23 protein-coding genes are annotated in these 26,468 nt (G+C 53.6%); 10 read left to right on the top strand and 13 right to left on the bottom strand.

Annotation, left to right across the window (positions count from 1 at the left end; translation table 11 throughout):
• Positions 1–213: 213 nt before the first annotated feature.
• Complete coding sequence (locus PXC00_RS02105; RefSeq protein ID WP_275846181.1) at positions 214–858, top strand: ATP-binding cassette domain-containing protein; 645 nt, start codon at positions 214–216, stop codon at positions 856–858.
• A 267-nt stretch (positions 859–1,125) separates the two neighbouring features.
• Positions 1,126–1,689 (top strand): ABC-2 transporter permease, encoded by a 564-nt coding sequence (locus PXC00_RS02100; RefSeq protein WP_275846177.1) that lies wholly within the window; start codon positions 1,126–1,128, stop codon positions 1,687–1,689.
• Between the two features lie 75 nt (positions 1,690–1,764).
• On the opposite strand, the gene ilvD is transcribed toward PXC00_RS02100, so the two are convergent.
• The 6 genes from ilvD to PXC00_RS02070 form a co-directional block, all read right to left on the bottom strand.
• Entirely contained in the window at positions 1,765–3,480 is a 1,716-nt protein-coding gene (ilvD, locus tag PXC00_RS02095) for a dihydroxy-acid dehydratase (RefSeq protein WP_407654292.1), read from the bottom strand.
• Positions 3,473–4,810: a GH1 family beta-glucosidase gene (locus tag PXC00_RS02090; RefSeq protein WP_275846175.1), complete on the bottom strand. Its 1,338-nt coding sequence runs from the start codon at positions 4,808–4,810 to the stop codon at positions 3,473–3,475. The genes ilvD and PXC00_RS02090 overlap by 8 nt, the downstream gene beginning before the upstream one ends.
• A gap of 14 nt (positions 4,811–4,824) precedes the next feature.
• Positions 4,825–7,143, bottom strand: coding sequence for an alpha-xylosidase (gene yicI, locus PXC00_RS02085; protein WP_275846172.1), 2,319 nt, complete (start codon positions 7,141–7,143; stop codon positions 4,825–4,827).
• Positions 7,144–7,156: 13 nt separating this feature from the next.
• Positions 7,157–8,023 carry a carbohydrate ABC transporter permease gene (locus tag PXC00_RS02080; RefSeq protein WP_275846170.1) on the bottom strand — a complete coding sequence of 289 codons (867 nt, stop codon included), beginning with the start codon at positions 8,021–8,023 and terminating at the stop codon, positions 7,157–7,159.
• Positions 8,023–8,901 (bottom strand): carbohydrate ABC transporter permease, encoded by an 879-nt coding sequence (locus PXC00_RS02075; RefSeq protein WP_275846168.1) that lies wholly within the window; start codon positions 8,899–8,901, stop codon positions 8,023–8,025. Before PXC00_RS02075 ends, PXC00_RS02080 begins: the two co-directional genes overlap by 1 nt.
• Before the next feature lie 67 nt (positions 8,902–8,968).
• Positions 8,969–10,309, bottom strand: coding sequence for an ABC transporter substrate-binding protein (locus tag PXC00_RS02070; protein ID WP_275846166.1), 1,341 nt, complete (start codon positions 10,307–10,309; stop codon positions 8,969–8,971).
• Between the two features lie 167 nt (positions 10,310–10,476).
• On the opposite strand from PXC00_RS02070, the gene PXC00_RS02065 reads away from it, so the two are divergent.
• Both PXC00_RS02065 and PXC00_RS02060 read left to right on the top strand, forming a co-directional pair.
• Positions 10,477–12,354, top strand: a complete 1,878-nt coding sequence (locus PXC00_RS02065; RefSeq protein ID WP_275846163.1) for a sensor histidine kinase — start codon at positions 10,477–10,479, stop codon at positions 12,352–12,354.
• Positions 12,332–13,093: a response regulator transcription factor gene (locus PXC00_RS02060; protein ID WP_275846160.1), complete on the top strand. Its 762-nt coding sequence runs from the start codon at positions 12,332–12,334 to the stop codon at positions 13,091–13,093. Before PXC00_RS02065 ends, PXC00_RS02060 begins: the two co-directional genes overlap by 23 nt.
• Positions 13,094–13,161: 68 nt before the next feature.
• Here the strand turns inward: PXC00_RS02060 and PXC00_RS02055 are convergent, their stop codons facing one another.
• The 3 genes from PXC00_RS02055 to PXC00_RS02045 are packed head-to-tail and all read right to left on the bottom strand — an operon-like array spanning position 13,162 to position 15,992.
• The gene (locus tag PXC00_RS02055) at positions 13,162–14,394 is read right to left on the bottom strand and encodes an aminopeptidase (protein WP_275846158.1); all 1,233 of its coding nucleotides are present in this window, start codon (positions 14,392–14,394) and stop codon (positions 13,162–13,164) included.
• A gap of 19 nt (positions 14,395–14,413) precedes the next feature.
• Positions 14,414–15,751 (bottom strand): C1 family peptidase, encoded by a 1,338-nt coding sequence (locus tag PXC00_RS02050; protein ID WP_275846156.1) that lies wholly within the window; start codon positions 15,749–15,751, stop codon positions 14,414–14,416.
• 25 nt (positions 15,752–15,776) lie between these two features.
• A complete protein-coding gene (locus PXC00_RS02045) occupies positions 15,777–15,992 on the bottom strand; it encodes a hypothetical protein (RefSeq protein WP_316935049.1) in 216 nt (71 codons plus the stop codon).
• Positions 15,993–16,102: 110 nt separating this feature from the next.
• Between PXC00_RS02045 and PXC00_RS02040 the strand changes: the two genes are divergently transcribed.
• Positions 16,103–16,378 carry a GIY-YIG nuclease family protein gene (locus PXC00_RS02040; RefSeq protein WP_275846154.1) on the top strand — a complete coding sequence of 92 codons (276 nt, stop codon included), beginning with the start codon at positions 16,103–16,105 and terminating at the stop codon, positions 16,376–16,378.
• 301 nt (positions 16,379–16,679) lie between these two features.
• A complete protein-coding gene (locus PXC00_RS02035) occupies positions 16,680–17,132 on the top strand; it encodes an Lrp/AsnC family transcriptional regulator (RefSeq protein WP_275846152.1) in 453 nt (150 codons plus the stop codon).
• A gap of 68 nt (positions 17,133–17,200) precedes the next feature.
• On the opposite strand, the gene PXC00_RS02030 is transcribed toward PXC00_RS02035, so the two are convergent.
• The 3 genes from PXC00_RS02030 to PXC00_RS02020 form a co-directional block, all read right to left on the bottom strand.
• The gene (locus PXC00_RS02030; RefSeq protein ID WP_275846150.1) at positions 17,201–17,482 is read right to left on the bottom strand and encodes a hypothetical protein; all 282 of its coding nucleotides are present in this window, start codon (positions 17,480–17,482) and stop codon (positions 17,201–17,203) included.
• Positions 17,483–17,561: 79 nt separating this feature from the next.
• Complete coding sequence (locus PXC00_RS02025) at positions 17,562–19,064, bottom strand: phytoene desaturase family protein (protein ID WP_275846148.1); 1,503 nt, start codon at positions 19,062–19,064, stop codon at positions 17,562–17,564.
• 39 nt (positions 19,065–19,103) lie between these two features.
• Complete coding sequence (locus PXC00_RS02020) at positions 19,104–20,237, bottom strand: aldo/keto reductase (RefSeq protein WP_275846146.1); 1,134 nt, start codon at positions 20,235–20,237, stop codon at positions 19,104–19,106.
• 199 nt (positions 20,238–20,436) lie between these two features.
• Between PXC00_RS02020 and gluQRS the strand changes: the two genes are divergently transcribed.
• Both gluQRS and PXC00_RS02010 read left to right on the top strand, forming a co-directional pair.
• Positions 20,437–21,450, top strand: coding sequence for a tRNA glutamyl-Q(34) synthetase GluQRS (gene gluQRS, locus PXC00_RS02015; protein WP_275846144.1), 1,014 nt, complete (start codon positions 20,437–20,439; stop codon positions 21,448–21,450).
• Positions 21,428–22,258: a magnesium transporter CorA family protein gene (locus tag PXC00_RS02010; protein WP_275846142.1), complete on the top strand. Its 831-nt coding sequence runs from the start codon at positions 21,428–21,430 to the stop codon at positions 22,256–22,258. Before gluQRS ends, PXC00_RS02010 begins: the two co-directional genes overlap by 23 nt.
• A 49-nt stretch (positions 22,259–22,307) precedes the next feature.
• Here PXC00_RS02010 and PXC00_RS02005 read toward each other — a convergent pair whose 3' ends face one another.
• Positions 22,308–22,757, bottom strand: a complete 450-nt coding sequence (locus PXC00_RS02005; RefSeq protein WP_275846140.1) for a flavodoxin family protein — start codon at positions 22,755–22,757, stop codon at positions 22,308–22,310.
• A gap of 234 nt (positions 22,758–22,991) precedes the next feature.
• Between PXC00_RS02005 and PXC00_RS02000 the strand changes: the two genes are divergently transcribed.
• Positions 22,992–24,800 carry a sensor histidine kinase gene (locus PXC00_RS02000; RefSeq protein ID WP_275846139.1) on the top strand — a complete coding sequence of 603 codons (1,809 nt, stop codon included), beginning with the start codon at positions 22,992–22,994 and terminating at the stop codon, positions 24,798–24,800.
• On the top strand, positions 24,797–26,347 hold the full coding sequence (locus tag PXC00_RS01995) for a response regulator transcription factor (RefSeq protein WP_275846138.1): 1,551 nt from the start codon (positions 24,797–24,799) through the stop codon (positions 26,345–26,347). Before PXC00_RS02000 ends, PXC00_RS01995 begins: the two co-directional genes overlap by 4 nt.
• Positions 26,348–26,468 lie beyond the last annotated feature (121 nt).

Raw genomic sequence — 26,468 nt, 5'->3', positions numbered from 1 at the left:
GAACTCAATATTATAATAATAGTATATAAGGAACATATATAGGTGTATTCTTCGATTCTGTAGATGCAATTTATAGATCTTTAATCTGTATAACAAATCCAAATATCTTGTATGGAAGGCATCTGTTCCTTTTATCGGCCGGAAAGAAAAAGATGCTTTACATAATACGTGCCAAAATACAACCCATCAAACAAAATGAAGGAGTGAACAAACGTGAAAAGACACACAAGAGTTCTGGGAATTTTACTGGCAGGTATGATGGTCGTTTCGACCGCCGCAATGGTTCCTGCAAACGCAGCAAATACAACGGACGCCAATTCTAATTTCAATCTTCCAAAAGCAAAAGAGCTAAACGAAAATGAATGGCATCTGAACAGAATCTCTTTAAAGATGGAGTATAGCCACATGGAAAACGTCTTACAAGTCAGCAATCTAAAAAAAGAATACCCAGGCTTTGTGCTGGACAACCTTTCGTTTGCGATTCCCCGCGGAACCATCACCGGATTTATCGGGCGAAACGGCGCAGGAAAATCCACCACACTGAAGTGTATCCTCGGTCTGATGCCCTCCTATAATGGGAGAAGTGAATCTCTTCGGAGAAACGGAAAAGCTGCATTCTCCCGCAGTAAACGACCGCCTCGCGTTGTGCTTGACCCTGAGCAGCTGTACGAAAATCTCAAAGTGAAAGAAATGAACAAAATCCTTTCACGTGCCTATACCCAGTGGGACAACGACACCTGCAGCACCTACCTCAAGCGGTTTGGCATTGACCAAAACAAAACGATCTCAAAGCTTTCCAGTGGAATAAAAAAGCAGCTTTGCATTTTTATGCGCTCTCCCATCATGCAGACCTACTGATTTTAGATGAACCAACTTCAGGACTGGATCCCTATATGCGCAATCAAATTTATGCGCTTTTTATGGACTACATCAGTGGGCGCGACAAAAGTATTCTTTTTCCACACACATTACCTTCGATCTAGAAAAGGCTGCGGATCAGCTGTTGATTCTTAACCACGGCAAACTGGTTTATGACGGCAGCAAAGACGATCTACTTGCGCAGAATGAGGGACAGGGCACCTTGGAAAACTGTATCCTGCCTTACTTGGGAGAGGAGGAATTGTCATGAAGTCGATTCTTGATCTTGTCAAAAAAGACTGCATCATCATGAAATATTTCCTTCTAATTCCAATCGGCTGCGACGTATTTGCACTCGTCGTCATGCAATCCGTTTTAGACCCTGCTCCTACAATCCTGGTTCACTTCATGTCTATATTTCTTTCCACTGCCTATATGGTTTTCTTCGCGCATATCTACTTGACAAAAGTCAAATTCAAATACGATGGAGATACGCTTTTAAGCCTGACAAGTTATTCCCGCAGGCAGCTGGTACTTGCCAACTACCTGTTTACCTTGTGCAGCTTTCTTCTTTCCGTAGTCATAGCCCTAGTGGAATTCTGGGTTCGGCATCTGCTCCTTGGCACAGAACTCTTCTCATTCTGGATTATCAGCGTCAGTTTTTTCTTAGTCACTCTGATGATTGCTTTCCTATTCTCCCTGGAATATCAATTTGGGCTGATGAATGCGCCGTTTCTTTCTATGCTCGTTGTATTTGTCGTTCCCGTTTTGCTTACCTTGGATTTCTCACTGCGCTGGTCAATTACGATTTACGAGAAAAAAGACCTATAAAAAAACGCCGTATCCCGAAAGCGGAAGCTGCTGCTTCCTTTTTCATGGATACGGCGTTTTTGCGCGGTTGAAAAGCTACTCCATGTACCCGCCCTGCATGGGGGATACCGCGTGCTGCGTATAAAACTTCATCACACCGGAAGTGTACTTTGGCGGGTGCGGCTGCCATTTTTTGCGGCGCTCCGTCAAAACTTCGGCAACCGCTTCCGGCGAAAGCCGCTCGCCCTTGCAGCCAACAATCTCCAGTTTGCGCGCGGGAATGTCGATGGAAATAAGGTCGTCCTCCTCCACCAAGGCGATTGGTCCGCCGGAGGCAGCTTCCGGCGACACATGGCCGATGACCGGTCCTTTGGACGCGCCGGAAAAGCGTCCGTCCGTAATCAGCGCAATGGAAGCGGAAAGCTGCGGGTCAGAGGAAATGGCTTCTCCGGTATAGAACATCTCCGGCATTCCGCTGCCCCGCGGACCCTCGTAACGAATGAACACCGCATCGCCCGGGTGTATGCGGTGCTTGAGGATTGCGTCAATAGCGGCCTCCTCACTGTCAAACGGACGCGCGCGCAAAACCGCGCGGAACATTTCTTTCGGCACCGCGCTGTACTTCACTTCCGCGCCGTCCGGTGCCAAGTTCCCCCGCAGCACACCAATGGTACCGTCCCTGCCGATGGGATGGTCAAAACTGCGGATGATATCCGTGCGCTTCAAGCCGGTTTTTTGCAGGTAGCGGTCGCAGGTTTCGTAAAAGCCGGAAGCTTTCAGCTCCTCCAGATTTTCACCAAGCGTTTTTCCTGTAACCGTGCGCACATCCAAGTGCAGCATGGACCTGATTTCCTCCATGACGCGTGGTACACCGCCTGCATAGTAAAAATACTGCGCAGGCCAGCGCCCCGCCGGACGGATGTCCAGCAGGTAGTGGGCATGGCGGTGCAGGCGGTCAAATGTATCGGCATCCAGCTGCAGCCCGAATTCCTGTGCAATGGCAGGAATGTGCAGCAGACAGTTGGAAGAACCTGAAACCGCCGCGTGAACCATAATCGCGTTTTCAAACGATTCCATTGTCACAAAGTCGTGCGGTCGGAGGTTCTGTTTTGCAAGCCGCAAAACCTGCTGCCCTGCGCGGCGGGCAACTGCCTGCAGTTCCGCGCAGGTGGCAGGCATCAGTGCCGTGCCCGGCAGCATCAGCCCCAGCGCTTCACCCATAATCTGCATGGAAGACGCTGTGCCCATAAAGGAACACGCACCGCAGGATGGGCAGGCGTGTTGTTTGTACCAGTTGAATTTCTCTTCCGAAATCTCACCGCGCTGGTACATCGCGCTGTACTTGCCGATTTGCTCCAGCGTCAGCAGGTCCGGGCCGGCATCCATCACGCCGCCGGTTACTAAAACAGACGGTACATTAAGCCTGCCGATTGCCATTAAGTGTGCCGGCACCGCTTTGTCACAACTGGAAAGAAAGACCGCGCCGTCAAAAGGCGTTGCCTTTTCGTGAATTTCAATCAAGTCACAAAGAATATCCCGCGAAGCCAGCGAATAGTTAATACCATCGTGCCCCTGGCTCATGCCGTCACAGATGTCGGTTGCAAAGTAACGCGCGGCCTTGCCGCCCGCCTCCTGCACCCCGCCGCACACCTGCTCCACCAGCTGCAGCAGATGCGCGCTGCCGGGGTGGCTGTCGCCAAAGGTGCTTTCCACCAAAATCTGCGGCTTCGCCAAATCCTGCGGCGTCCAACCCATGCCGACGCGCAGCGGGTCAATTTCCGGTGCAAGCTTTCGGATTTCTTGACTAATCATATGCAGCACATCCTTCCCCGCGCTGTGCGGCAATAAAGTCCCGATAAGCAAAAAAGCTGTCTTTCGGAATTCGCCGCTGTGTCCGGTAGTCCACATACACCAGCCCAAACCGCTTGGAATACCCGCGCGCCCACTCTAAATTGTCCAAAAACGACCAGTAGTAATATCCGGCAACGTTCAGCCCCTCCCGGTTCGCCTGCGCAAGCACCTGCAGGTGCCGCAGCAGATAGTCCGCACGCTGTGGGTCATGCACTGCGCCGTCCGTAACCGTGTCCTGCCAGGCGGAACCGTTTTCCGTGATATAAACCGGCAGCTTCGTGTAGGTGCGGATACTGCGCAGCAGGTCTGTGAGCGTTTCCGGGCAGACATCCCAGCCCATCTCGGTTTTGGGTAAATCCGTATAGGCAGGATGCTGCAGCAGCAGCGCGGTCGGGTCAAATTCCACCACATTGCGCGTGTAAAAATTCACACCGAGGAAATCCAGCGGTGCCTGCATCACGGCGAAGTCGCCCGGCTGTACAAAGTCAAAATCCGTGGCACAGCGCGCGCTCAGCAACATACAGAAATCCTGCGGATACTGCCCGTGAAAAAGAGGCTCTAAAAACCAGCGGTTCTGGTACGCATCCTGTGCGGCGCAGGCAAGCCCGTCCGCGAAGGATGCCGTGGCAGGATACACCGGCGCTAAGTTTAAGGTAATGCCGATTTGGTGCCTGCCGCCCATCTTCCGGTAAGCCTGCACGGCAAGCCCATGTGAAAGCAGCAGATGATGCGCGGCGCGCAGCGCTTTCTCCAAATCACGGTTGCCCGGCGCATGGCGGCCCTCCAAATTGGAAACGAAGGACGCACAGAAAGGCTCATTGTGTGTAATCCACAGGGTAACCAAGCCGTCCAGTTCAGCAAAGCATTTTTGCGCGTAGTCTGCAAACCACTGCGCGCAGTCGCGGTTATCCCAGCCACCGAGGTTCTGCGCCCACTGCGGCAAATCCCAGTGGTACAGCGTAACCGCTGCCGAAATGCCCAGACGTCTGAGCTCCAGCAGAATTTCTTTGTAAAACTGCATTCCCTCCGGGTTATACACCCCTTGCTGTGGAAAAATGCGCGGCCACGCAATCGAAAAGCGATAGCTGTCAATGCCAAGCTGCTTCATCAGCGCCAGGTCGTCTTTCCAGCGGTGATAATAATCACACGCAACCTCGCCGGTTGCGCCGTCCTTCATTTTACCCGGCTGCCGACTGAACGTGTCCCAAATACTGAGGCCGCGCCCGCCCTCCTGCACACCGCCCTCAATTTGATAAGCGGCGGTCGCGGTTCCAAAAACGAATGGTTCCATACGGGTGCCTCCCTTTATTCGCTTTCAAGCTGCACAATCACCGTACCTGTCATTTTCTGCGGGGTAAGCAGCAGCCCCTCCGGCGTGGAAACAAACGCCGCACCGGTTACAGAAACGGCTTTTTCGACATAACGCAGCAAAAGCGTGAAAGGCTTGTTGCCCTGTGTCTGCACAGTAACCGCGCTACCGCTGCGGGTGACTTTTGCTGTCAAATCCACTGTGCCGTCCGCCGCATAAACGGTGCAGGCCGCTGTGCCGCCGTCTTCCAACCCCACCAGATGCAGGGTCACATCCTGTGCGTAGTCATAAACTACCTGCCGGGTTTCTCGGCCGATTGCCAGCAGCGTGTTTGGCCGCACCAAAAGCGGCAGGCTGAAGTAATCATACTGGTTCCGGTAACTGCGGCCGCCCTGCACCGGCTTTCCGGTGAAGAAGTCCAGCCAGGTGCCCTCCGGCACATAGTACTCGACAATGCCTTGCGAATTAAAAATTGGCGCTACTAACAGGCTTTCGCCCAACATATACTGGGTGTCCAAAAAGCGGCAGGGCGGGTCGCGGAACTCCAGAACCATCGGCCGCAGCATCGGCACGCCGGTTTGGGCGGTCTGCACCGCCTGTGCCCAGAGGTACGGCATTAAGCGGCAGCGCAGGTTTGTAAAGAAGCGCAGCACATCCACGGCCTCCTCATCAAACAGCCACGGCACCCGATAAGAGCTGCTGCCGTGCAGGCGGCTGTGCGTGGAAAGCAGCCCGAACGCCACCCAACGTTTATACAAGTCCGGCGTGGCAGTGTTTTCAAACCCGCTGATGTCGTGGCTCCAAAAACCGAAACCCGACAGTGCCAGCGAAAGGCCGCCTCTCAGGCTTTCTGCCATGGAGGGATAGGTGCCCCAGCTGTCGCCGCCCCAATGCACCGGAAACTGCTGACCGCCCGCAGTCGCGGAGCGCGCAAAGAGCACCGCCTCGCCCTCGCCGCGCTCCGCCTTGAGCAAGTCAAACACGCATTGATTATATAAATAGGTATAATAGTTATGCATTTTCTGCGGGTCAGCACCATTGTGCCAGACCACGTCGGTCGGAATGCGCTCGCCAAAGTCGGTTTTAAAGCAGTCGACACCCATCTCCAGCAGGGCACGCAGCTTGCTCTGGTACCAGCGGCAGGCATCCGGATTGGTAAAGTCCACAAGCCCCATGCCCGCCTGCCAGCGGTCCCACTGCCAAACATCCCCGTTTGCTTTTTCCACCAGGTAATGGTATTCCATGCCCTCCTGAAACAGCTTTGACTTCTGCGCAATATAGGGGTTAATCCACACGCAGATTTTTAAGCCCTTTGCCTTGAGACGCCGCAGCATGGCGCGCGGGTCGGGAAACGTTGCTTTGTCCCACTCGAAATTGCACCACTCACACGCTTCCATCCAGAAGCAGTCAAAGTGGAAAACGTGCAGCGGCAGGTCGCGCTGTGCCATGCCATCAATGAAGCTGTTCACCGTTTTTTCATCATAACTGGTGGTAAAGGAAGTGGTCAGCCACAAGCCAAACGACCACGCCGGCGGCAGGGCGGGCTTTCCGGTCAGACCGCAGTAGTTCTGCAGCACCTGCTTCGGAGAGTCCCCACCGATGAACACATAGTGCAGCTGCTCGCCAGAAACTGAAAACTGCACGCGCTCCACCTGCTCGCTTGCCACTTCAAACGATACCTTTTCCGGGTGGTCTACAAAAATACCGTAATTCCGGTTTGTCAAGTAAAACGGAATATTTTTGTACGTCAGTTCCGACGCGGTGCCGCCGTCTTCGTTCCACATTTCCACCTGCTGGCCGTTTTTGCAGAATGCGGTGAAGCGTTCGCCCAAACCGTAAACATACTCCCCCACATCCAGCGTCAGCTGCTCGCGCATATAGGTGTTCTCCTGCCGGTCGCTGATGCGCGCCATGGCGCGCGGCGCGCTTTGTGTGCGCACCTCGCCGTCCCAGGTGTACCGAATGGAAAACGGCGTGCGCGTAATAACCGCCGCCGCACGACCTGCGGTAAAGACCAGCTCCTGCGCATTTTCAGCAAAGCGCACCGGGCTGTCTTCATGCCGGCAGGCAAACGCCGGGCCTTTCGGCCGGATGCCCTCGTAATGGTTTGCCTGCACCCGGATGGTGTCCGGCAGGTCGGAAGTAAAGTGCAGGGTCAGCGTTGCCTGGTCAAGTGTCTGCCCGCGGCCGCTGACCGGCTTGGTGTACACAAACACCGTCAGTTCGTCGTCTGCAAAGCGCGCGTCAAACACCTGCTGCGGGTACAAAAAGTCAAACTCCGGCTTGGTCACCCACTGTCCGTCGGTAAATTTCATGAAAGGTCCTCCTTTATCCTTTGACAGCGCCGCTGGAAACGCCTCCGACAATGTACTTCTGTCCCAGAATGAATACCACCAGAACCGGCACAATGGTCAGCACAATGTCTGCGCTGACTAAGTTCCACGAGTTTTCAAAGGCGCCAAAGAAATTGTAAACCGCCAGCGTCATCGGCCACTTGGTGGACTTGTTAAGGTAGTACAGCGGCATGGTAAAGTCGTTCCACACTGCCATGAAGTTCAGCACAAACAGCGTCGCCATAATCGGCGTAAGCAGCGGGAGAATCACTCCGAAAAACAGCTTTGCCGGGGAGCAGCCGTCAATAATCGCCGCCTCATCAATGTCGCGCGGAATGGTGCCGATAAAGCCAAACGCCAGAAACAGGCTCAGCGGTATGTTAATGGCAGCATACAGCAGGATGATGCCCGGACGGGTGTTGACCAGATGCAGCACCTGCATCACTTTCATCAGCGCCACATTGTTCACCGGAATCGCGATACCGGAAATGATGAACGCATACAGGAACTTGTTGACACCGCGGTAGTTCCTCGAAATCACATAAGCTGCCGCGGCAACCACAACCACAATGATAATATCACTGGAGGCGGCGTACAGCAAGCTGTTAAAAAACGAAGAAATCAGCTTGCCCTGCGCAACGACCGTCTGGTAGTTCTGCGGCTGCCAGACCGTTGGCAACGAAAGCGACATGGTGTTGGACTCTCCCTGTGTTTTAAAGGAATTAAGCAACAGCACAATCAGCGGCAGGATGACCACCAGAGAGACCAGCACCGTCACCAGATTGCCCAACACCGTTGCAATCCCTTTGCGCAGCCCGAAGCCCGTTTTCTTTTCTTTGCGGGAAGCAGATACAGCCGGCATTATGACTCAACCTCCTTGTTTTCCATCGAATGAATAATGAGAAACAGCATTGCCAGCATCACATAGAACAGCACACTGGAAAGCGTAGTGCCCATGGCATAGTCACCGGTAGAGAAGGATTTGTACACGGCGGTGTTAATCACGCCGGTGGCGTTGCCGGGACCGCCGTTGGTCAATGCGTAAATCATATCGAACACGCGCAGGCCGTAGGTGACGTTCAGCACGGTGACATTCACAATCACCGGGCGCAGCAGCGGCAGCGTGATGTGCCGGAACTGCTGCCAAAATGACGCGCCGTCAATGCTTGCCGCCTCGTAGTACTCCGGCGCAATCGAGGTCAGGCCGGCGATGATGACCATCATGATGTAGCCCATACCCTTCCACGTATCCACCGCAATCACAGACGCCCACACATAGTGCAGGTCGGTCAGCCAGTTCTGCGCAAGCGCGCCCAACCCTATAGAGCGCAGAAAGTTGTTCAGAAAGCCGGTGGTGGGGTGCAGCATACTCTGGAACACCAAGCCCACCACCAGGTACGACATGACCTGCGGCGAGAAAATAATCATGCGGTGCATATTGCGCAGACGAATAAACGGACGCGTCAGCAGCAGCGCAAGCAGCAGCCCCAGCACGGTTTTTGTCACCGTGGTCGCCGCCGTAAACAGCAGCGTGTTTCCGATATACCCCAGGTACTCGGAGTGGCCGGTAAAAATCTGCTTGTAGTTTGCCAAACCCACAAAGTTCACCTGGTCGGTAAAGTTGTTCCAGTCCGTAAACGAATAGCCGATTCCCACGAGCCCCGGCAGCAGGCACAGCAGAAAGAAAATCACCGCAGCCGGCAGTGCGAACCACCATGGATAAACCTTATTTCGATTCATTCGAATCCCTCCAGTTTCATGTGAAGAATGAAAAAAGAGCTTTCAGTTTGAAAGCTCTTTTCCCCAGTCAGGAAGTAAAAGCCGGATCTTTCTGCAGTTTTGCCTGCTGTTGACGGCGCTTCATTGCACTCTTAATCACGTCGTCCGGCGTCATGGCGCCGGTAAACATAGCCTCAATGTCCTTACCGACATCCATGAACTGATTGTCAAAGTAATTTACACTGACCTGAAAAACACGAACGGTTTTGTGACTTTGAATATATTTTTGATCTTCCGTGCTGTAGCGACCCTTAATTTCCGGCCAGCAAACTTCGGAAATATCGGGCTGCCCGTCCAAGCGCTTCTGCAGATTTTCCGGCTTGGCGAGGAAATCAAAGAACTTTTTCGCGGCTTCCACGTTTTTGCTGTCCTTATTGATGAAGTAAGCGTTGCTGGCAGGGTTCACACCGATGGTCTGGTTGTCGCCCCACGGCTGCACAAAGATGCCGTAGGAATACTTGCAGTCCGGGTACTCGGTTTTAATCTGGTTGCGGAACGCGGACTCTGCAATATACATGGCAGCCTTTCCTTTCGCCATGGCTTCCTGTGCATTGGAGGTCGCATTGCTCAAATAGTCCTTGCCGTAGTAACCCAGACCCGCCAGTTCTTTTTCCTCATTCAGAATCGTTTTCATCATGGGAATATCATCTAAATCCTTTTTGTTGGCATTCAGTTCGTCAAAAAGATTGGGGTCGTCTTTCAGGTAAACTTCAGGGTTTTCCGCAATGGGCAGCACCTGATGCCAGCCGTCGGTTGTCGCCTCATAGATTGGCGTGACATCCGGCATTTTCGCGTGAATTGTCGCACAGGCATTCTTCAGTTCCGCATAGGTAGTTGGCACCTTGGTGATGCCGCATTTCTGGAAAATTTCCTTGTTATAAACGAAGAAATACATCTTCTTGCCGGGGAAAGTAATGCCATATACTTTGTTTTTAACAGAGATAGAGGGCAGCACATCTTTATCCATACGGCTGACCCAGGACTCGTTGGAAAGATCAACACAGTACTTTTCCGGATTGATGGTTGAGGGCAGTGTCAGCGGATTGGAATCGGCACAGATAATGTCGGGCGCCTCGCCAGAGTTAAGTTTTACTTTAATGAGGTCACGCCACTGGTCGTCCGGTGAAATCTGGAAGTCCACCTTGATGCCGGTTTCCTTTTCAAACTCTGTTGCAAGCTTCTGCACGATACCCGTATTCGGCAGACCAGACTGGTGGGAACCGAACGTCAACGTGACGCCGGTTGTCTTTCCACTCTGTGCCGATGAACCTCCAGATGCGCTTTTTTGCTCCCCGCACCCCGCAAAAAGACTGGCGGCCATGGCTGCCGCAAGGGTTGCGGCCAATACACGCTTTCTACCTTTTTTCATAACAGCTTCCTCCTTAAAACACACTAGATTTTTCCTGTGTACGCGCTTCTTTCTGGTACACTTCTATCATACGCGAAATGTGATTTGTTGGAAATAGACAAAATCAAACTGCCACTTGCATATTTTTGAACTCTATTGTAGAATGTTTTCCGGGGAGGAACGCCTTTATGCAGCAAAGAAAACATCGCATTTCACAGCGCACGCGTTTGTTTCTGGTGTATGGGACTTTCATCACAGTGGTGCTGGTTCTTCTTTTTTCGTACATTTACTACTTTAACCGACAAACAGTGCAAAAAGAAGCCGCTGTGAAGCAGGCAAACGTCTGCGCCTCTGTGCGCGACTCCGTGAAAACCGAACTGGACAATATGTCCACCATCTCTCTGAATCTGGTGTACTCCAGCGCAATTCGCGAAAACTTCAGCAGCTTTGCGGCATACACGGAAAAAAAGAACGTAAGTAAACAAGAAACCCTGCAGTCCTGGAACAACGCCAAGGCGATTTACGATGTCATCACCGCCATGATCGGCTCTTTCCAATCCGCATCGCAGGTCAATCTCTATACCATGGACGGCACCCGCGTCGGTTCCGGCTACCAGCAGGGCGTCGTGAAAATGAAGTTGTCCGACATTCCGTGGTATTCCCAAGTTTACGCACTGAACGGCTTCAAGTACATCAGTACGCCAACCGTCAACACTTACCTGCCGGCCTCCGGCCCCAACCAAAGCACCCACAAGTTTCTTTCGATGGCGCGCCTGTTTTTTAATGAAGGTGCTGAGCCGGAGGGAATTTTTGAGGTGGTGCAGGATTGCAACACTGTGTTTTCTCTGGCGACCAAAATGGAGCAGACCAACGAGGGTATGCATCTTTACGTTTACAATGCGTGTGGGGAACTGATGTACCCCTATGCAGCCGCAGCGCCGCAGGACAATTACCTGGCACTGGCACAGCAAAAACACCTGCCGAATGAAACCACCTGCACGGTGCAGGGGGCTGACCGCAGCAGCCAGATTCTGACCAAGGATACCGTGCCAAATTATGAGTGGACGGTTCTGGCTGTGGAATCCAAGGATTCGGTATTTACTTCCCTCTCGGTGTTTCGCAGCGTGTTCTTCCTGCTTGCCGCCGGCATTATTTTAGGAACCATGGTCGTGTGCTTTCTGTTTGCCAAGCAGATGACGCAGCCGCTGCTCAAGCTGACCCGCGCAACCAAAAAGCTGACCATGGCGCGCGTTTTGGACGACAGCAAGCCTGTGCTGACCTCCGCGGACAGCAGCATTGCGGAAATCTCAGACCTGTGCACCTCTTTCCTGACCATGTACGACCGGCTGCGAAAATCTTCACGTGACCTGCTGCTGTCCCGTTCGGAAGAAATCCGGGCAAATCTGCGCGCCACCCAAAGCCTGATTAACCCGCATTTCCTATACAACAGTCTGACCAGCATCAGCATCCTGGCGGAGGACGGCGAGGACACTTCGATTGTCCGGATGTGCAATGCGCTGTGTGACTACTTTCGCTACATCGCCGACACAGCACGAACCTTAGTTCCCCTGCAGGAAGAGCTTGCCTGCACCGGAAAGTACATTGCCTGTATGCAGATTCGTTTTGGAAAAACTTTCTCCTACACCTGTGAAGTGCAGCCACAGGCACAAAACGTTCTGATTCCTAAACTGATTGTCCAGCCGTTGGTGGAAAACGCTTTTAAGTACGCCTTTAACAATGCGCCGCCGTGGCGCCTGCACCTATGCGCCACCGCTGAAAACGGCCACTGGCAGATTCGTATCGAAGACAACGGCGGCAGTTTATCCGACCAAACGCGCGATGAAATTTTGCAGGAACTGGCGCAAATGGACTACACAGAAGAACTGCACAACCTGCACATCGGCGGCATGGGATTAAAAAGCACGTACTTGCGCCTTTCCCTGCAGTATGGGCAGGATGCTGTTTTTAACATTGATAATTCGCAAAAGGAAAAAACCGTTTTCCTGATTGGCGGATCAATTGAAAGAGAAGAGGAGGCGTGCCATGGCAGCACCATTGACGTATAAATATATCGTTGCCGAAGACGAACCGCTGATTCGGCACAATGTTCTGAAGAAAGTAGCGTCTTTACATCTGCCGCTGGAGGCGGTCGGCAGTTCCGGAGATGGGCAAACCGCGCTGGAGTTGGTCAAAACAGCCTACCCGCACTTTGTCATCACCGACATCCGTATGCCGGTGATGGACGGCTTGCGCCTGGCGCACTATCTTTACGACTTTTACCCGGCAGTCAAGTGTGTAATTTTGAGCGGTTACGATGATTTCAAATATGCGCAGGAAGCGCTGAAGTACGGCGTCAGCGACTTTTTGCTGAAACCGCTCAAAACAGACGAACTGCGCACCGCTCTGCAGAAAATTGTGCTAAACTTAGACGCTGAGCACCAAAACTGCAGCGCCATGGACACGCACGGTCTTTCTGCAGAGGAACTGAACCGCTTACTGACAGACTACCTGCGTACAAACTTCCGCACGGATATTTCGCTCTCTCGGTTGTCCGAACAATTCGGGTTTTCGCAGGAGTACCTGACCAAAGTGTTTAAAAAATATAATGGGGAAACCCCGTTGAAATTCATCAGCAGGCTGCGTGTTTCCGAAGCGCAGCAGCTGCTGGTTCGCGAACCGGAAATGGAGGTAAAGCAGGTTGGCGAGCACGTCGGGTATGCAGAGCCAGCGTACTTCAGCCGCGTATTCAAATCCTGCACCGGCGAGTACCCCAGCGAATACCGCCTGCACCATGTAAAAAGCTGAATAAAAGTACACAAAAAGCCGGAGTGGCTGTCCACGAGGACAGCCACTCCGGCTTTTCTGTTTCACTGTTAAAACGCCCAGCCGCCGTCACGGAAGACCGGGATTTCTTCCCCATCGGCTGTCACGCCGGTGATAGAAAGGTCGGGAGTGCCGAGCATGAAATCGACGTGCGTGCTGGAATCATTGATTCCGAGCGCCGCAAGCTGTTCTTTACTCATCTGCAAGCCGCCCTGCACGCACTCCGGAAAGCCCATGCCAATGGCAAAATGGCACGCCGCGTTTTCGTCAAACAGGGTATTGTAAAACAAAACGCCCATTTCCGAAATCGGGGACTGCTTGGGAATCAGCGCGCATTCACCCAGCATTTTTGCGCCGTCATCTGTAGCCAAAATCTCCCGCAGGGTATCCTCCCCTTGTGCGGCAGAGCAGCCGGTCACACGGCCTTTTTCAAATGTCAGGCTAAAGTCATCAATCAGTACGCCCTGAAAACTTAATGGCAGCGCGCTGTGTACCGTTCCGCTGGTGCGGGTACGGTCGGGCGAACAGAAGATTTCTTCTGTCGGCATATTCGGAAAGAAATACACACCGTCCACCGTTTCCGAACCGCCGCCCTGCCAGATATGGTCTTTGGGCAAGCCGAGGGTAATGTCTGTCCCGATACTGTTCTGATAAATCAGCCGGTCAAACTGCTTTTCATTCAGGAAAGCGCGACGCTTTTCAAAGCTTCTGCGGTGCACTTCCCACGCAGCAACCGGGTTCGGCGTATCCACGCGCGCCGCATGGAGAATTGCCTCCCAGAGCTTCCCGACGGCCTCTTCCTCTGTGCAGTCTGGGAAAACCCGCTTTGCCCACGCAGGCGCAGCCGCGCCGACAATGCACCACACGTTGCGCCCAAAGTCCATGCCCTCAAAAAATGGCTTGCAGGCAATGCGGCTTGCCTTCGTGCCGGCAAGCAGTTTCTTCGAGTCAACTCCGGAAAGCGCCTGCGGGTCATCGCTCAAAATGGAAAGGATTGCGCCGCCCCGCTGTGCAATGCCGTTCTGCTGTACCGCCTGCCACTCCGGAAAGTTGGTGAAGCACTCCATCGGCGCGTTTTCGTAGCGCAGGCGGGTAACACGCTCATCTGACCATGCCACAGTCACTTCCTTGGCACCCGCGCGGTAAGCTTCCTCTGTCACCAAGCGCACCAGCGGCGCCGCCTCCAGCCGCGCACGAATAAACAGCTCCTGGTCCTTTTGCAGGTTGCAGCCCGCCCGCACAATCAAGCGAGCATATTTTTGTAAATTTTCCGTTAAATTCATTTCACCTAAACTCCTCCGCTCAGTCCGCAAGCGTTCCCATCGGGTCCCACGGATTCAAGTGCTTCGGCGCAGTTTCCAGTGCCCTGCGCTGCTTTTCCGAAAGATACTTTTTGTTGACCACAGCCTGATAAACAAAGGTGTCAAACCAGGAAGCGCTCATCTGGTAGTATCCTTTATCACCGTGCTTATCACTCCAGCTGTTTTCAATTTTCCACTTAGTGGGTACTCCCGCTTCATTCAGGTTGACGCCGGTAATCACCATCGCATGGTTCATCGCGCTTTCGCGGTAATCCAAACGCTCTGCCTTGGTCATGGAGAAATCCATGCCAAACGTGCCGGAGAAATCAAACGCTTCGCCGCTCCACAGACCCTTTTCGCGGTCGCTGAGATGGCCGACATCGCTGCCAAACCAAACCGGCACACCGTCCTGAAGCTGCGCGACAATCAGCGTCTTTAACTCCTCCATGGGCAGGTTCAGGTAATGCACCGGGCTGCCGTCTGCCACATTGCCGAGATAATCTACCGTATAGGTCTGGTAAAACGGCTTATCGCCCGTAGGCGAGTTAATGAGGCTGACAAAGTCTTCACGCAGGTTCAGCCCGACATACGTTTGATAGAATGCCTTCGGTGTCAGGTTGTGTACTATGTGGTACTTCTTGTCTTTGTCCACATACTCAAAGTCAAACTGCTTGGGCGGCTCGCCAAAGCACATACAAAGGAACCGGTACAGCTCTTCCAACATTCCTTTTTTCAGCGTCTGCAGGTCTTTGCCCGCCTTCGCTGCCGCGCGCAGCTGAGCCGCATACCGGCGCAGCTTGGCATTGATTAGATGGTTCATATCTGCCGTATGGCTGCTCTGGTAGGTTTCCTCCATTGCCGCTTTTGGCACGACACCGTATTTCTCTACAATATTGACCAGCATATCCCACTGCCCGCCGTCCGCAATACCAGAGGAAAGAAGGAATTCCAACAGACGGTCGTCTGTCGGCCGGTCTGCAAGGTCAATCACACTTTCCAGAAAATAATTAATCTTTTCGAATTTGTCCCAAAACGCAACATAGTTCTGTGAAAGCTCAAATTTTTCGAGATTGCATTTTTTGGCAACCTGCTCGCGCAGAACGTTCAGCGCGGAGAAAATCCAGCAGCGGCCGCTGCGCATCTGGTCAGTCACTTCCATGGTGGGCAGGTCGATGGAAAATTGAAACTGTGAGTCCCGCAGCGCGGTGCTGTTAAAGGACACATCCTTCACACTGTTTTTATACAGTGCATTGGTCATTGCATGGCACAGTGCGCTGTCTTCGTAAGATTTACGGAATGCCTCTGTATCCTGTCCCGATATTCCCTGAAACTTTTCCATTTATAAACGAAGTTCCTTTCTCGTTTCATTCTCGCGTAAAGAAAAAATCACCGCACAAAAGCACGAATTTCCGCGTTTCTGCGGCGCGTTGCGGCAGCGAGTAAGCCGCTGGTAACTCTACCGAATTTAGTATAGCACAAGCGCGCGGCATTTGCAATTCACCGGTGTACCTGCTAAAATAAAATTGCCTATAGCGGTCAGCGCACACTTTCTTCTGTGCTAATTTGCGCAGTTTTTCCAACCTTATGACCTCTTCCAAAAACTGCGCACTCCCGCCGCCTGCGCCAAACCGCTGTGTGCAGACAGTTTTGAAACTTGATATCCCAACAGGAAAGGTACGGTGAGCGGCCAATGCGTGCTGACACAAAAGCGTTTGTTTATATGCTGCGCTGTGCTGACGGTACGCTTTACACCGGCTGGACAAACGACTTGACCCGACGGGTGCAGGCACACCAGTCCGGAAAAGGCGCCAAATACACCCGTTCGCGCCGCCCAATTACCTTGGTTTACTGGGAACAGCTTCCTGACAAACGTACCGCGCTTCGGCGGGAAGCCGCCGTCAAGCAGCTTCCCCGCGCGGAAAAGCTGCGCCTTGTCGCGAATGTGCAAACCTGCCAAAAGCCCTGATTCCCCGTTTGAAGAATTGGGAATTCCGTTGATTCTTACACACCCAGCGGAAAAAGACTTGCTTTTTTTGAATCCTTGTTCCATAATAGAAGCAGAACGCAACGGTGCGCGCCCTTTTCGGGCTGCGCGCCGTTTTTTATGAAGTTTTCGGCGGCGTACGAAAAAGCACTTATAAAAATTAAGTTTTTTGATGGATTTTGTAATTTTTCGCTTGCATCCGCCGGATTTTCATTTCATAATAAAGATGTCGCCCGAACAAACCGAATGTAAAATCTGCAGTTTAAAAAGTGAGATGATTTTCTTGGATAAAATTGATGCCACCCTTTTGGAAACCTTACAGGAAGACGCACGTGTCCCCATCAAGACGCTGACGAAAAAGGTGTTCCTTTCTGCACCGGCCATCTCTGCCCGCATTGAAAAACTGGAAAAGCAAGGCGTTATCCAAAGCTATCAGGCGGTACTGGATCCCATTAAGCTGGGGTACCACATCAAGGCCTACATCAACCTGCAAATGTCGCCAAGCCAAAAACCGGAGTTTTACCCGTTTATCCGCCAGTGCCGCAACGTACTGGAGTGTGACTGCGTAACCGGGGATTATTCCATGCTCATCAAAGTTGCATATCCCAGCACCGCCGAGCTGGATACCTTCATCGGTCAGCTGCAGCATTTCGGTGCGACTTCTACACAGATTGTCTTTTCCACGCCGGTAGAATCCCGCGGCGTTCAGGTAAACGCGGAACTCGCAGGCAGTTAAAGCGCCAAACAGAAATGCCCTCCAGCCTCCGCAAAATGCGGAAGCCGAAGGGCATTTTTTATATACTGTCAGGCAGATAAATCATTCTGCTGCGGGGCACCGGTGCTGCGCCAGTACGGCATGGCGCTGGGGCCATCCGGCACCGGTGCCGCTGTCTGGGGCAAAAAGACATAACCATCTTCCTCGCTGGCGGCAGCCGTCTGTATCTGCGTGTTTGGATGGTAAACTGCCTGCTGTGTAACCGCAGAAACTATGGGTCGCTGCGGGGCACCGAGTCCGCCCAAAATGCCTGCGGCAACCAGTACTAACAGGCTTTTCCCAAACCGCCCGGCTTTGCGCGAAGCACACATAAAACCAATCTCCTTCTGCATCTGCACATTCTGATAGAATCAGAATACCACTTCTGAAAAAAGAAATCAAGACTTCCGCTTAATCCCACAAAATCCGTTCCTCATGGCAGATACGCTGCACCGTATACTTCCCCTGCACCAGTGCCGTATGCAGACCCGCCGACCTTCCCAGCCACTGACCGGTCAGCAGCAGGTGTGACAGCCCCGGCAGACGGCCGGTCAGCTGTGCCGGGCGGGCTTTTGCCGTTTCCAGAAAGGCGGCACAGCTGCCGTGAAAGGCATTTAAACGGCGCGCATACGTCATCGGCGTGTGGCAGGTCAAAAACTGCAGCTTCCCCTTCATGTCCGGAAATCGCTTTTCCAGCGCGCGTTCCGCATCGGCAGCCAGCCTGTGTACTTCCTCATCATAAGCACGCGGACTGACCGAAAGCTTTTCCCAGTAGCGAAACGAGCGCTTGCCCGGCATGGGAATGTCTACAATCAGTTCCGCACAGCCTTTCTGTACAAACAGCGGGTCGTCGCTGAGCTGCGTCACAATCAGCCTGCTGCAGCCCTCGCCCGCTGCGGAAATGACCAAGTCCGTTGCAAAGGAAAACACCCGCGCCAGCGGCAGGCTGTCTGCCGGCGCGGAAAAGAACAGCCGAACCAGAGAAAAGGTTGGAAAAGCCTCCGGCTCCGAAAAACGCAGCTGCAGCTTTTTTTCCATGGAGTAGCGGTCCTGCAGCAGCACCCGGCAGGTATATGCCGGATCGCACGCGGAAACCACCCAGTGCGTCAGCAGACGCTCGCCGTTTTGCAGGCGGACGCCGCGCGCCGCGCCGTTTGCCGTGAGGATTTCCTGAACCGGCGCCTGCAGCTGCAGCTCCCCGTCATTTTCCAGGTAGCAGTCCACCATGCGCTGAATCATTTTATGCGAGCCGCCGATGGGTACCGCAACATCTCCGGCGGTAAACGCTGCGTAGCAAAGCGCCAGCTGCCCCAGCGTGCTGCCCGCAGGCAGCACCTGATTGAAAGCACAGCGCAGCGCCGGGTGATGAAACTGCTGTGCAAAGTCCGCAAGGGAAACCGTGTACAGCTTCGCAAGTACTTTGGCAACCTCCCCGCTGGCTGTGTTTGCACGCAGAGCCTCCAGCGGACTGCGCAGATCCGCCGGCTTGTCAACCGGCAGTTCATACGCTTGCGCCTTCCGCACCAACCCGCAGAAACGCTCCAGCAGGGGGGCGTCTTCCGGACTGATTTTCTCCGTATGCCTGAGAAAGGTGTCCAGGTCCTGACAGAGCGCGACTGTTTCCCCGGAATCCTCCGCCGTAAAAAAGCTGTCTGGATTCACGAACATCGTTTCCCGCAGGGCACCCACTTCGTTCCAGCAGTCATACAGCGGCGTGCCGTCCCGCACTCCCCAAAGATACCGCATACTGCCCTCCATGGGCAGATTTCCCTGCAGCCAGCTCATGCAGGCGCCGCCGGCGACACCGTTTTTCTCATAAATTGTTGTGCGGAACCCATGCAGCTGTGCATAAATGCCCGCCGAAAGGCCCGCCACACCCGCACCGATAATCGCGATTCGCTTCGGTCCGCCCATTTTCCTCCCTCTCTCTTCCGCCTGTGTGCGAAAAGGGCACTAGGCCAGCATTTGCGCCGCCTTTTCGCGGATTTCCTTCATGCGCTCCGGAATCGGAATGTGCTGCGGGCAGCGCTGCGCGCATTTACCGCACGCCACACAGGAGGATGCCCGCTGGCGCTCTTCCAATGCCTGATACCCCTGTAGGAAGGTGCCCTCTCTGCGGGAAACCGTAAATTCGTTGTAAAGCTTAAAGATGGTGGGAATCTCCACACCAGAAGGGCACTCCATGCAGTAGCGGCAGCCGGTGCAGGGGATGCTCAGATATTTTTTATACAGCTCACCGGCACGCTCCAAAATTTCCGCTTCCGAAGCGGTCAGCGGCTGAAAGTCTGAAAACGTTTTGATATTGTCCATCACTTGCTGCTCATCGCTCATGCCGCTGAGCACCGTCATAACGCCCGGCTTGGACGCCGCGTACCGCACTGCCCAGGATGCCAGGCTGGCCTGCGGATTTGCCGCTTTCAGCAAGGTTTCCGCTTCCGGGCACAGCTTGGCAAGCGCACCGCCGCGCACCGGCTCCATCACGATAACCGGTATCCCTTTTTCCTGCAGCAGCGCATACTGTGTCTTGGCGTCCTGTGCCTGCCAATCAATGTAATTCATCTGGATCTGTGCAAAGTCCCAGTCGTACAGCTTCAGAATTTCCTGCAGCACCTCTGGTGTATCATGAAAGGAAAAACCAAGGCGGCGGATTTTTCCCTCTGCCTTTTTCTGCTGCAGATACTCCAGAATATGAAAATCTTTGAGCTTTTGCAGTAAACCGCGGTTTAAGCCATGGCAGAGGTAGAAGTCAAAGTATTCCACACCGCAGCGCTTGAGCTGGTCTTGAAAGATTTCATCCACCTGAGATTCGCGCTCTGTCATCCACGCAGGCATTTTATCTGCCAGAAAGTAGCTGTCACGCGGATATTTGCGCAGTGCGCGGCCCACGAACGCCTCGGAAAGGCCGTCGTGGTACATATAAGCAGTGTCGAAATAATTCACGCCGTGCGCATAAGCATAGTCAATCAGTTTTTGTCCCTGTGCCTCGTCAATATCAGGCTTGTCTGCCTGCAGGCGCGGCAAGCGCATACATCCGAATCCCAGCAGGGACGGCTTTGCGTCCGTACCCCGAAACCCTCTTGAAATCACGCTGCATTCCTCTTTTCCGGTTCCCTTTATTGTGCACCGCGGTGCAAAGCGCACCCGATACTCTTGTACTCGTTATTGTATCGCGCGGCGGCGGTTTTTGCAAGCGTGCGGTTTGCTTTTTTCGTTTCTTGCATTATAATAATAGGAAAAGAACCATTTTACAATCATCGTTTTGCTTTGGAAAACGGAGGAAGGAATCATGTCGCAATCTGTCTGCGGCCGTTTTGCGCCGACCCCAAGCGGCCGTATGCACGCGGGCAACGTGCTGTGCGCCCTGCTCGCGTGGCTTTCCGCGCGGTCACAGGGCGGGCGCATGGTGCTGCGGATTGAGGATTTGGACCCGCTGCGCTGCCCGCCAGAAAACGCTGCCCTGCTGGAAGATGACCTGCACTGGCTCGGTCTGGACTGGGACGAGGGCGGCAGCGCCGGCGGCCCGCACGCACCTTATTATCAAAGTCAATGTACCGACTTCTATGAAGCAGCGCTGCAGAAGCTGCGGAATAAAGGGCTGCTGTATCCCTGCTTCTGCAGCCGTGCCCAACTGCACGTCGCCAGCGCGCCGCATCTTTCGGACGGGCAGGTGATATATAACGGACGCTGCCGCGGTTTGACCGCAGAGCAGATCCGCCGCCTGTCGCAGCAGCGCCCGGCGGCGCTGCGCCTGCGCGTGCCGCCGGAAACGATTCGCTTCACCGACGGCTGTACCGGCACTTATGCGGAAAACCTTGCCGAAGCCTGCGGTGATTTTCTGGTACGCCGCTCGGATGGCATTTTTGCGTATCAGCTTGCAGTGGTCGTGGATGACGCGCGCATGGAGGTCACCGAAGTGGTACGCGGGCGGGACCTGCTTGCCTCCACACCCCGGCAGCTGTACCTGTACCGGCTGCTGGGCTGCCGCCCACCGCGCTACTGCCACATTCCGCTGCTGCTTGCGCCGGACGGGCGGCGGCTTTCCAAACGTGACCATGATCTGGACCTCGGTCGTCTGCGACAGACACTGCCGGACGCGCGCCCGCTCATCGGTGCGCTTGCCTTCTTATGTGGTCTGCAGCCTGCGCCGGAGCCTGTCTGTGCGCAGGATCTGCTGCCGCACTTTCGCTGGAGCGCCGTGCGGAAAACATCCATCCGCATTCCGCAGGCATGGTACCAAGTCCCGCCAAACCGGTGGGCAGTTAGAACGGAGGAACTGTATGCAGAAAATCCTGCTTTATGAACAAATTTCGGAAATCCAGCCGATGCTCAGCAAACACGCGGCGGCTGTACTGGAAAACCGTCCGCTGGAAAGTCTAATTGGCGCAAACGGCTTCAATCTGCTGGTGTTTAACTGGTACGACATTCACCACCGCGTGCGGAAAAGCCCGCAGATTGCCGTTTACTTTGACCGAGAAAATCTCTTTTTTCTCTGCGAAAACACAGACTCGCTGGAAATGGTGCAAAAGCTTCTCAGCGGGCAGTCCTTTGCCAATGAGGAACTGCTGTACCACTTTTTCATGCGTCTGCTGAAAAATGATGGAAAACATCTGAACGATTATGAAATGCTGATTACCGAAACAGAGGACCGCATGGTCGCGGAAGAGCAGGAAGACTGCCTGCCGAAAATTTTCACCTATCGCAAAGAGCTTCTGCGGCTCAAGCGGTACTATGAGCAGCTCGGTTTCATCTTCGAAGAACTGGCTGGCAACGAAAACCGCCTGCTTTCCGAAAACGGCACGCGCCTGTGCACCATTCTGGACCACCGCGCTGACCGGCTGTATGCCGGTGCGGTCAACCTGCGGGATTACATTGCACAGGTACTGGAAGCGTACCAGTCGCAGCTGGACTACCATCAGAACCGGTTAATGAAAGTTTTCACTGTGGTCACTGCCATCTTTCTGCCGCTGACACTGTTGGTCGGCTGGTACGGCATGAATTTTGATATGCCGGAATTGCACACCGCTTACGGTTATCCTGTGGTCATTGGAATCAGCATTCTGCTGGTAGTTATCCTGATGATTCTTTTTCGGCGCAAAAAATGGATATAAAAGAGCTGCTGCCCGCTTTCAAAAGGGACAGCAGCTTTTTTTACAAAGCTCAGGCGCCGGGTGCCTGCTTTTCAGCCGCGTTTTTGGCATCCCGCACCGCATCCAGCGCAAAGGCGCGCGCAGCCGCCAGCGTTTCGGCGCTGGGTTCATCTTTGTTCATAAAGAGAAAGCTGCCCCTGCCACAAAACGCTTTTTCCGCAACGGGAACCCCCTGCGCCGTCAGCTGCCCGCGCACCGCGCCGGTCTGGTCATTTCCGCTGGCACTGGTGGTAAACAGCGCAACACGGCTGACCTGCTCCGGCGTCAAACGGGACAAAAAAGCAGTCAGTTCACGCGGCGGGTGCCCGGCGTAAATGCCGAACCCCAAAAATAAAAGGTCGGTTTTCTGTGAAAAATCTGCCTGCTGAATCCCCTGCGCAGACACGCCCAGCGCCTGCGCGATGGCTTCAGCGGCTTTTTTGGTGTTTTTCCTGCTTTGATAAAGCACCTGCACATGCATGGTACCGCTCCCTTTCCAAATCTATTTCTTCAAACTATAATGCATCCGTCCGCGTGTGTCAATGTGCAGTTCCGTTCATTACGCACAGAATTTTAGATTCCATGCTCTAATTTTTAGAGATACTCTGATGAAATTGTGGCTGTTACATTCTCCGGCACACACTTGTATAATAAAAACTAGAGATGGTTCCAGTTAAAAAACGAGTTTTTTCCCAGAAAGGACTTTTCACGCTTTATGTTCAACCCAAACCGTCTTCTGCAAATCTTTCACCAAACCAAGGTGCGCAAGCAGCTTTCCGCTGTATACCTAACCGCTGTGCTGATTCCCGTACTCGTCATCGCCGTTGTGATCCTGACCAGCTTTCAGTCTGTCATGGATCAGCAGTACCGCAGTTTAGCGGAGTCTGACAACCAGCGCGTCAAATCCATTCTCTTTAACGCCACCACCAACCTTTACAACCTTTCCGACAACATTGTAAACGACAGTCAGCTGCCCGCGCTGCTGCAGACCCGCTACGCCAGTACCGCAGATGCCGTGAGCGCCTGCAACAATTCGCCCACGTTTCAAACCCTGCTGCGCAACGAGACCTCCGTTTCCGCGGTCATGGTTTACTCCCAGAATACCTCGCTTGGAAACAGTCAGTACATCACGCAAGTCGACGACCAGATTCGCAAAACCGACTGGTTTCAGAAGGCCGCGCAGAGACCGGGCGCCTTCTGGCACACCGGCAAGCGCAGCGACCGCTACGGCAACACTTACTGGGAAGTGACGCTTTACCGGCGGATTACGCTGGTTAAAACCGGCAGCTTCGCAGTACTTGCCATTTCCATGAACAACAATTTTCTTGCCAACCAAATTGAAAACAACACGCTGTGCTCGATGATTTCCGTCAACGACGACCCCGTGTTTTACAGCACCTGGCGGCAGATGGTTTCTCACCCCCTGCCGCTTGCTGTGGATGAGCAAACGACCTATTACAAGGCCACCGGTCAACAAAAAATTGAAGGAAGAACTTGCCTTTACACGGTAAACACCCTGCTGCCCTACAACACGAATGACCAGTTTCACATTGTTTCCATCGACAGCGACGCCATCGCCGCCATGCGGAACGTAACATTGACGCATATCTTCCTGCTGGGATTCATCATCTTTATTTCGTGGCTGGTGTTCTTTTTGTTTACGCACAACTTCAGCGCACGCGTGGAGCTGCTGCGCAGCGCCATGCACCGCGCCCGCAACAACGACTACAACATTGTGGATTCCTTTCACGGCGATGATGAAATCTCCCAGACTTTTTCCGATTTAAAAGTGCTTGTGCAGCAGGTTAAGTTAAAAGAAGCGGAAATGTATCAGGAGCAGATTCGCGAACAAAAGCTGCTTAATGAACAGCAGGAAATGGAGTATAAGCTGCTGGCAAGCCAGATTAACCCCCACTTCCTGTACAACACACTGGAAACTATCCGCATGAAGGCGCTGACCGAGGGCAACCGCGGCGTTGCCAACGCTATCAAACTGCTGGGCAAGTCCATGCGGTATGTACTGGAAAACACCGGTACGACCTCCACCACGCTGCAGAAAGAGCTGGACTACATTGACACCTACCTGAAAATTCAAAAGCTGCGCTTCGGCGACCGCATCAATTACGCCCTGCATATGGCAGAAAATGTGCACGCCGACCAGTGTGGGGTTCTTCCGCTGCTGCTGCAGCCGATTGTGGAAAACGCTATTTCCCACGGATTGGAGCAGACCACCGACGGCGGCCTCATCACAATGGACATCCGCCTGCTGGGCAGTTCGGTGCTTTCCGTTACCATTTCAGACAATGGCGCCGGTATCCCGCCGGAAAGGCTGCAGGCACTGAAAGAGAGCTTCCGGCAGCCTCGCCAGCCCAAAACCGACAGCATCGGGCTTTACAACATCAACCGCCGCATCCGCTTGTGCTACGGCGAATGTTACGGTTTGTCGCTGCGCAGCCAAAAACAAAAGGGCACACAGGTAAATCTGACCATCCCCTACACTTTCACGGAGGAGGCTTTAAAATGAATGTACTCATTGCAGACGACGAATCCATCGTCAGACAGGGTCTGCACTATATCATTGACTGGCAGGCGCTCGGCTTCACCATCTGCGGCGAAGCCGCTGCCGGAGATGAAGCACTGGAAAAGATTTTGTCCCTGCAGCCGGACCTTGTCCTAATGGACATCCGTATGCCCGGGCTTTCTGGCATTCAGGTGGTCGAGCAGTCCCGCAGCCGGCAGTTTCACGGAAAGTTTATCATCCTCAGCGGCGTTTCCGACTTTCAATACGCCCAAACAGCAATCCGCTGCGGCGTGGAGTATTACCTGACCAAGCCGATTGATGAGGAGGAACTGGAGGATGCGGTCTGCACGGTGCGGGATGCCATTCAAAAAGAGCAGAAAGAAACCTGCGCCCTCAACCGCTACCGCGAAAAAGCCAAGGACACCATTCTGCGCGACCTTCTGGTGGGCAAGGCAGATCTCACCACACTGGATCTGCACGACCTCGGCCTGCAGGCAGATATCTATCAGGTGATTCTATATGAAAACTATGACCAGGAGCCGTTTCACAACACCTGGGACTTCGCAGACATCCTGCGGGTGACCGGGCAGGACAGCCAGACATTTGAGGCGGTGCGGTTTCAGGAAAAGAATCTGATTCTGCTCAAGGGCAGTCTGGCGGTGCGGCAGCTGCAGAAGCTGTGGGAGCACTACGCCCACTCCCCACAAAAAGGTTCTCCGCTGGATTCCCTGTTCCTTGCCTGCGGGCGGCAGGTTTCCCGACTGGAAGAGCTGCCCCGCTCCCTGCAGGATGTCATCCAGCTGGAAAAGCGGCGTTACTTCTGCGAACCGAACCAGCACGTGCTGGACATTTCCTGTCTGCCCTCCGCGGAAACGCTGCATCCCGTTGTGCAGAACGCGGAAGTCGACCACTGGAAACAGCTGTTTTCCGGCTACATACAAGCACACAGCCGCACGCAGATTATCGAAACACTCCAGTCCCTGCAGGAAACGCTGTTTCACGCTTCAGACCCCCTGAGCAGCATCCAGTATTTTCTTTCCGACATTTACCTGCAGGTCAAGCAGGACATTGCCCGTGCATACAGTTCCATCGACATCCCCTTTCCCTCCAATGCCACGGTGCTCAGCCTGCTTGAAAGCAAGTGCTATCTGTATGAGGTAATTCAGTTTCTGGCGGAGCAGTTTGAAATCTGGATGAATGCCATTGGCAGCCCCTCCAGCGACAACGTTCTGGACGACTTGGTCTATTACATTGCGCACAACTATCAGGAAAATCTGCGCCTGGAAACGCTGGCGCCGCTGTTTGGGTACAACAGCTCCTACCTCGGCAAGATCTTTACCAAAAAATTTGGCGATACGTTTAACGCCTATGTGGACAAAGTCCGCATCCGGTATGCCCGCGAGCTGCTGGCAGAGAGCAGCTGCAAGGTGTACGAAATCGCCGAAAAAGTCGGCTACTGCAACGTGGATTACTTTCACAAAAAGTTCCGTAAGTATGTAGGGCTCAGCCCCGCCGAGTACCGCCGGCAGTCCCAGCAGAAAAGTTCGTGACAAAAAGCCGAAGCAGGCCTTTCCCTTACGGGAAAGCTGCTTCGGCTTTTTCGGGCTGCCCTGCGGGCAAGCCCTTTCAAATGAAACTGCACAAACAAACATCGACACTGCGTTCTGACAA

The sequence above is a fragment of the Caproicibacterium argilliputei genome, from assembly GCF_029211325.2.
GTDB classification, from domain to species: Bacteria; Bacillota; Clostridia; order Oscillospirales; family Acutalibacteraceae; genus Caproicibacterium; species Caproicibacterium argilliputei.
This window is presented reverse-complemented; position numbering and strand designations above follow the sequence as displayed.